8 protein-coding genes and 2 pseudogenes are annotated in these 6803 nt (G+C 46.3%); 7 read left to right on the forward strand and 3 right to left on the reverse strand.

The genetic code is table 11. The features are described from left to right. Positions 1-106 (forward strand): annotated as a pseudogene (locus tag H6G00_RS32710) (IS630 family transposase); the annotation flags it as partial. A gap of 272 nt (positions 107-378) precedes the next feature. Here the strand turns inward: H6G00_RS32710 and H6G00_RS32715 are convergent. Both H6G00_RS32715 and crcB read right to left on the reverse strand, forming a co-directional pair. Then, positions 379-507: a DUF190 domain-containing protein gene (locus H6G00_RS32715; protein ID WP_190799932.1), complete on the reverse strand. Its 129-nt coding sequence runs from the start codon at positions 505-507 to the stop codon at positions 379-381. Positions 508-566: 59 nt separating this feature from the next. Beyond that, entirely contained in the window at positions 567-911 is a 345-nt protein-coding gene (crcB, locus tag H6G00_RS32720; protein ID WP_190799933.1) for a fluoride efflux transporter CrcB, read from the reverse strand. A 15-nt stretch (positions 912-926) separates the two neighbouring features. On the opposite strand from crcB, the gene H6G00_RS32725 reads away from it, so the two are divergent. Continuing rightward, entirely contained in the window at positions 927-1502 is a 576-nt protein-coding gene (locus H6G00_RS32725; protein ID WP_190799934.1) for a hypothetical protein, read from the forward strand. Positions 1503-1647: 145 nt separating this feature from the next. Continuing rightward, positions 1648-1875, forward strand: a pseudogene (locus H6G00_RS36940) (dihydrofolate reductase); the annotation flags it as partial. Between the two features lie 336 nt (positions 1876-2211). Here the strand turns inward: H6G00_RS36940 and H6G00_RS32730 are convergent. Continuing rightward, a complete protein-coding gene (locus H6G00_RS32730; protein WP_190799935.1) occupies positions 2212-2628 on the reverse strand; it encodes a helix-turn-helix domain-containing protein in 417 nt (138 codons plus the stop codon). Between the two features lie 144 nt (positions 2629-2772). Between H6G00_RS32730 and H6G00_RS32735 the strand changes: the two genes are divergently transcribed. The 4 genes from H6G00_RS32735 to H6G00_RS32750 all read left to right on the forward strand — a co-directional run bounded on the left by H6G00_RS32735 (position 2773) and on the right by H6G00_RS32750 (position 6513). Then, a complete protein-coding gene (locus H6G00_RS32735; RefSeq protein ID WP_190799936.1) occupies positions 2773-3306 on the forward strand; it encodes a DinB family protein in 534 nt (177 codons plus the stop codon). Then, complete coding sequence (locus H6G00_RS32740) at positions 3303-3674, forward strand: carboxymuconolactone decarboxylase family protein (protein ID WP_190799937.1); 372 nt, start codon at positions 3303-3305, stop codon at positions 3672-3674. Before H6G00_RS32735 ends, H6G00_RS32740 begins: the two co-directional genes overlap by 4 nt. Before the next feature lie 816 nt (positions 3675-4490). Next, on the forward strand, positions 4491-6146 hold the full coding sequence (locus H6G00_RS32745; RefSeq protein WP_190799938.1) for an IS1182 family transposase: 1656 nt from the start codon (positions 4491-4493) through the stop codon (positions 6144-6146). Between the two features lie 79 nt (positions 6147-6225). Next, positions 6226-6513 carry a transposase family protein gene (locus H6G00_RS32750; RefSeq protein WP_190799939.1) on the forward strand — a complete coding sequence of 96 codons (288 nt, stop codon included), beginning with the start codon at positions 6226-6228 and terminating at the stop codon, positions 6511-6513. The last annotated feature ends 290 nt before the right edge of the window (positions 6514-6803 follow it).

The raw sequence follows: 6803 nt of genomic DNA on the forward strand, positions 1-6803 counted from the left end.
GTGGTTTGTGCTCAAGAACTGGATGCGACAACGATGGAGTGAGTTTGAGAGTTTTCACAATTGTATAGATGCAGCTTTCAAAACCTGTCCTAACGTGCTCCCGTAGAGCTATACCTGTTGATACGTTAAGCAGCGAACGCAAGCTTGGTAAACCTGTGCTGCCCAAAAATTCTCTCGCCATTAACCTTGCTAAAGAAGAAGGTACAGAAAATGCTCTCTGCGTGCCACTTCTTCTAGCCATGAAGCAAAGTGGGATGAAATTTTGCTCGAACACTATCGACAGCCACCTTAAGAAATCCCAGAACATTCTAATCCTCAACATACAATCGTCGTTCACCACGCCAAAACTTGTGTAGAGCGAGTGTTAGATGAGCGCTATTACTGCTTGCTTGTGCGGTCAGTATGAATTCGCCTACCTTGCCGCACACCGTAGCCTTCTGCTCCTCGCGTGACTGTCGCACCTAAAAGTTGATGCTGTCGTGCGGTCTCAACGGTCGCGAGAAACATCGATTTGCCCTGCTAACGATCAGATTCATTGCCGTAAATTGTTAGTCGTTCCCAGATACTCATGGCAACCTCCGTGCTAGAAAACTTCCCAATTCCAAGCACAGCACTCCCAGCAGAGCACTACCAATCCAATACAGCAGCATCTGCCACGTCCCTACCGTCAGCAGCTTCTCAGCATCTAGTTCGTAGGTCGAGAACGTAGTGTATGATCCTGGAAAACCGACTGCAATGATGAGTCGGAGATCAGGTGAAATTAGGCTTCTTTCCACTGCAAGGTGGGTGAAAAAGCCCATCAAAAAAGAGCCTGATAAATTAATTGCGAACGTGCCAAACGGAAAAGCGGTTCCAAGCCACTGGTTAAAGCCAAGAGCTAGGTAGTAATGGTTTAATGCTCCCGCGATCACCCCAAAGAGGTTCTTATGCCAAGAAAACTCAAAATAGTTTTTTCCTCCTTAATCATTCTCTCAACTGCAAGTTTCACTGTTTTCACTCACCTAAAAGCTTCTGGTCAAGTAACTGAATCACCCTATAGCAATCAATTATCTGGTCCTGTACGTGGATTGAGCATACAAGAAATTGATGACTTACTGAATGGGCATGGTGCAGGATATGCGAGAACTGCTGAGTTGAACAGCTATCCTGGTCCTGCTCATGTTCTTGAGCTTCAAGAGCAACTTGAGCTATCTGCTGAGCAGATTCAGAGGATAGAAACTGTATTTCAAGAGATGAATACAAAAGCAAAAAATATAGGGCAAGAAATTGTTGTACGTGAGCAAGAATTCAGTGCATCTTTTGCAAGTGGCGTTATCACTCCAGCAGAATTACAAACACAGACCGAATCACTTGCAGAATTGTATGGTGAGCTACGTGCAACCCATCTTGAAGCGCATCTAGAAATTACTCCAATGCTCTCATCTGAGCAGATTACTGCCTACAACACTCTACGCGGTTATACAAGCAGTGAAGCTCCTAATGAACATCACCATAGAAACTGATATTTATGGTGACAACAGTGCAGTATGACAATTCAAATGCAGACGGACGATTGAAAGCTACTGGTGGTGAGTCGAGGCTAACTGCCGCCGCTGATTTGAGTCATTAGGCGGTCGCAATCAGGCATTAGAAGCGAAAACAGTCACGAAGACCCAGTACTACACAGCCACAAGCCTTGACGGGTTCGTTGCTACCGAAAATGATTCGTTGGACTGGCTGTTTTCGCTTGGCGACCTGAATAACTCCAGCTACCCAGAGTTCATCGCTGGGGTAGATGCATTGGACATGGGATCGTCCACCTACGAGTGGATGGTTCGCAACGCTGATAAGGTCGCTGCCGAGGCTGGATTATCGTGGCCGTACACTCATCCTGTCTGAGTATTTACCGTCGCAGGCTCCCAGTAATCGAGGGTGTAGACATTCGATTCGTGAAATCTGCTGTTTCTTTTTCCTTGCTTCGCGCTCTTCTGAGCCGAACTCAACGCCAAATAGAAAAGCGATAATCAGCCACCACCAATCAACCAGTTGATCATCTCTCCTTAACTCTCCTCTTAAATAGATTTGCCTCAGGTCTACAGCCAGAAGACATTCACGAGGCTCCCTAACCACCACAAAAGCCCCGACACGGCGAGCATGGACATTGCTGAGCAGCGTGAGAATTCGGCATAGTTTTAAAGAAATGCCATCAACAGGCTAATGTCTCCGCTGTTATTATCTTCTGGGCTTCTGCCAAGGGCGGCTTTGGTCTTGTTTGTCGTAGTTGAGCTGATGCTTCACGATCGCTCTCATGTTGTCTTCTATAAAATCGCACAACTGATTGATTATCACAGAAGATTCTCTGCCGAATTTAGTAAGACGGTATTCGACCCTAGGGGGAACTTCAGGATAACTCTTCCTTTCCACAAAGCCCGACCTCTCCAGTCGTTTTAAAGTTTGCGATAGCATTTTCTCTGAAATACCGCCTACGTCTCTTCTCAGCTCGGCAAAGCGGACAATTTCTTTTTTTCTGAGACTTCTTAGAACCAGGGCTCCCCAAAGCCCGGTCATTGAGTCAACGATCTCACGTGCTGGACACTTGGGATTTGAGAGTTCTCCGCGTTTTGGAAGCACTTCTAAGATATCTTTCATGCATTCACCTCTGTGAGACCATACTAACCCAAAGGTAAGTACTCGCGTAAGGATACTAGCTATAGTATCGTAAGTATCGTAAGTGGATAAATTAAATCCAAGGCCTCAATTTGTGGTTAAAGACAACATTAGGAAAAAAACGGAATGAATATGAACGATCTAGAGCGATTCTGTTCCCTTTTCGATCAACAGGTTCGCCACACGTGGGCAACCGTCTCACGTCTGGCTCCTGAAAAGTGGGCTAATGTTTCAGTTGAAACTGAAGCCACTCACTTAGGGGCTAGGGTGAAACGAATCACGGTTGAGGCACTCGTTAAACATCTCTGCCTTGCAGAGCGGGCCTGGTTACAAACTCTTCCTCAAGCGTTAGCGGGCAAGGAGTTGTCTCCGCCGCAAGGTATGGATGCTCTAGACAATGTAACGGGCAGTTTAGAGATTTTATCGTTTTATAGAGATTCTCATGCAGCAGGGATTGAGATGGCGCGCTCATACGGCAGAGATGTGCTTGAGCGGGAGATTACAGCTCTAGGTCGTCGCTTTACAATTCAGGGATTTCTATGGGCAGTATACGGACACCATTGCTATCACTTTGGCCATATCGATTTACTGATGAGGCAGCAAAATGTCACTCCACCAGACTTCATTGAATTACCCGAAACAGGTGAGGTCATAGCATGACCCGAGCTGAAATTGAGAAACAATTTATTGAGCGGTTTGGCTCTATCCCAAGTGCGGTTCAAACGCGGCTCGAAGTTGCAGAAGCGACGGGGCGTCTTGAGGCTCTGAGTGCTCTTGAAGCATTTAGAAAAATCACTATTGATGAAAGTCCACTTACAGCTAAAATCCAGCGGCTTGTTCACTTTGGAATGACACTTGCGATTGCAGAAGATGAAGCGATTGCCGCTCACGCACTTTCAGCACATCGAGAAGGTGCAAGCTTAAGTGAGCTAGTTGGGGTTTGTGAGAGTGCTGCGATAGTTCTTGGTATGCCTGCTTATACCCGAGGAATGAGGGCAGTTTCAAAGCTGCTCGAGTCTGAGTCTTAATAATTGTGACAAAGACCGACGGAAGAGACGGATGATAGATCGGATTGTTTTTCTCACTTCAGCAATGCTGCTCCTCAATGGAAGTTTGGTACGAAGCTAACAACAAAAACTTGCGTAATGGTTAGTGAGCGGCGAGTTAATCATTAGTGACGCATCAGACGTGGAAGAGTTTGTTGCACATTGCCGAGAACATCACCTAGAGTGTTTTGCAAATTAACTCTTGTCAAAAAATGGCACGAGCTATACAGTTTCCTAATACCGTTGCTAGTCGAGCATACAGTTCCTAGCAATGACACTGGTTAGAAAGTTTGAGAGTTCAATGAAATGTTCACGGGAGTTACTGCCCGTGAGTTGTTCTTGTCACGGGCAGTAACTCCCGCCCCTTTTCCTCACAAAACTCTTCTCAATCCACCTAAAAGTTAGTAAATTCAATGTGATGTCGTAACCACGATGATCAAAGAGAGATGACGGTGCAACTCGGTAAAGCTCTCTACACCAGAGAGACTAAGAGGCGAGGATAAACACTTGCACGCAACGAATCTTCGCGCCTGGTGCGTCGAGAGGCGCTTGCCAGCGCGCAACGACTGCTTTGATGAGTAATCCCCAAAACGTTGGGAGTAAGACATCGATTCAAGTCGATAGAAACCGTAAAGGAGAATATGGGCGACCGAGGAAAACTCTGCTGTTAAGTGACAATGCAGATGGGCTCTTCTCAGCTTTTGATACTGCTGGCGAAACATTGCTTAACGAATGAAGCCGTCTTACCAAGAATCGCTTAAGTTATCTGAAAGTCAGTAACATCAGGGAATTTGTTTAATGTCACTGCATCCACAGAGGCAATACGTTGTGCCCCCAGAAACCGCTAAGGTTGCTCATGCTATTTTCCCAACTGGCAACTTGTGTGTCACGATGGCAGCGACCTTGCACGAATTTTTTAGTGATCAACACTTCAATATCCTTTACCCAGATCGAGGGCAACCTGCCATCTCGCCTGTGAGATTAGCTCTAGCAACCCTTTTGCAGTACCTTGAGGGATTAACAGACCGACAAACAGCAGAGGCTGTACGTAGCCGCATTGACTGGAAGTATTTGTTAGCTCTTGAACTAACAAATACGGGATTTCATCATAGTGTGCTCAGTGAGTTTCGCACTCGTCTGGTAACAGCCGGGGCAGAACGTTTGATATTTGAACGATTCTTAGCTTTGTGCCAGGACAAAGGCTGGCTTAAACCTCGGACCCGCCAGCGAACTGACTCCACCCATGTTCTGGCATCCATTCGCGCCGTCACTCGACTCGAATGTGTGGGAGAAACTCTGCGAGCCGCTTTGAATGCGTTAGCCATTGTTGCACCCGAATGGTTGCAAAGCCATAGTCAACCGGAATGGATTGAACGTTACAGTGCCCGAATTGAGGATAACCGTTATACCCAGTCCAAGGGTAGGCGAGAGCAGCAGATGCAATGTTACGGTGAAGATGGACTGTACTTGCTCAATGCCATTTTTGCAACAGCAACTCCATTCTGGTTACGGCAAATTCCTGCGGTAGAAACGTTACGACGGGTCTGGGTGCAGCAATACTACTGCTGTGACCAGGGCATTCGCTGGCGAACGGTTGAAGAAATTCCACCCGCATCCACAATGATCAGTTCACCCTATGACTTAGATGCTCACTATTGGAAGAAGCATACAACTTCCTGGGTTGGCTATAAAGTTCATCTGAGTGAAACTTGCGAACCGGAAGAGGTGCATCTCATTACCAACGTTGAAACAACAGCCGGTCCAGTTGCAGATGGGGATGTAACCGAAACAATTCATCAATCTTTGGCGCACCAAAACTTACTTCCTGGTAAACATATTGTGGACACAGGATATCTAGATGCTCAATTGCTGGTGAACTCTCAGGAACAATATCAAGTTGAACTGCTCGGTCCAACTCGTGTGAATCACCAATGGCAATCAAAAGAAGCAAAAGGATTTGCAGCAGATGATTTTACTGTAGATTGGCATCAGCAAATCGTGACTTGCCCTGAGGGCAAAACGAGTGCTTCTTGGACACCTGCCATTGATGGTCGAGATAATGAAGTCATCAAAATTAAATTTTCAAGTGCCGATTGTTCTGCCTGTCCTAGCCTTTTGTCTTGTACTCAGAGCAAACGACAAAGACGGACTGTAACGCTCCGCCCGGAGCAGCAATACAAGGCATTACAAAGTGCACGGCAACGAGCCACAACAGAAGATTATAAGAAGGAGTATGCACGACGTGCAGGGATTGAAGGAACACTCTCTGAGGGGATTCGTGCTCATAGACTACGTCGTGCTCGATATATTGGTTTAGCGAAAACTCATTTACAACATCTCTTAACTGCAACGGCGATCAATCTAAAACGAGTTTTCAATTGGTTATTGGGCACTCCTCATGCAACAACTCGTGTCTCTCAATACGTCAAACTCATGGCTCAGTCTACAGGTTAAGCAATGTTTCGCCAGCAGTATCGCTTTTGGTGATCTTAGGGCATGATCAAGATATCTCCCCTTCAGGATTTCAAAGGACGTGGAATTCCTTCGACATTTTCTGCCAGATACCCAACAAATTTACTTGGACAACTGGAACCTCGATACTGTTAATCACCATCTATTCGTAACCGTCTCATCAACTCAAAGAACTGCCCAATGTCCCCTTTGTGGCGTTTCTAGCCACCGTGTTCATAGCGGCTATGAACGCAGCCTGCAAGATCTCAACTTGGCTCAATACAGCATGACCTTGCATTTACACGTTCGCAAATTCTTCTGTCTCAATTCCAATTGCCATCGTCGTATTTTCACAGAACGGTTAGCATAATTGGTAGCTCCTTGGACTAGAAAGACCCTGCGATTGGTAGAGAGACTACAAGAGATCGGACTCTCCTTAGGCGGTGCAGCAGGATCTCGTTTAGCGCATCATCTAGGAACTGCCGTGAGTGGGAGTACACTTTTGAACCTGATCAAAAGGCTCCCTCTGCCTCAATTTGCAGTGCCGAAAGTTCTGGGGGTCGATGATTTTGCCTTTCGTAAGGGACAACGCTACGGCACGATTTTAGTGGATTTAGATTGTCATCAACCGATTGCTTTATTACCAGACCGCAAAGCAGA

The organism is Leptolyngbya sp. FACHB-541 (assembly GCF_014695875.1).
Taxonomy (GTDB): domain Bacteria; phylum Cyanobacteriota; class Cyanobacteriia; order Elainellales; family Elainellaceae; genus JAAUTN01.

Excerpts from the sequence above, each read along its gene's own strand:
- H6G00_RS32715 (WP_190799932.1), bottom strand. The coding sequence starts at position 507 with ATGTTTCTCGCGACCGTTGAGACCGCACGACAGCATCAACTTTTAGGT.
- H6G00_RS32725 (WP_190799934.1), top strand. The coding sequence starts at position 927 with ATGCCAAGAAAACTCAAAATAGTTTTTTCCTCCTTAATCATTCTCTCA.
- H6G00_RS32730 (WP_190799935.1), bottom strand. The coding sequence starts at position 2,628 with ATGAAAGATATCTTAGAAGTGCTTCCAAAACGCGGAGAACTCTCAAAT.
- H6G00_RS32735 (WP_190799936.1), top strand. The coding sequence starts at position 2,773 with ATGAATATGAACGATCTAGAGCGATTCTGTTCCCTTTTCGATCAACAG.
- H6G00_RS32740 (WP_190799937.1), top strand. The coding sequence starts at position 3,303 with ATGACCCGAGCTGAAATTGAGAAACAATTTATTGAGCGGTTTGGCTCT.
- H6G00_RS32745 (WP_190799938.1), top strand. The coding sequence starts at position 4,491 with ATGTCACTGCATCCACAGAGGCAATACGTTGTGCCCCCAGAAACCGCT.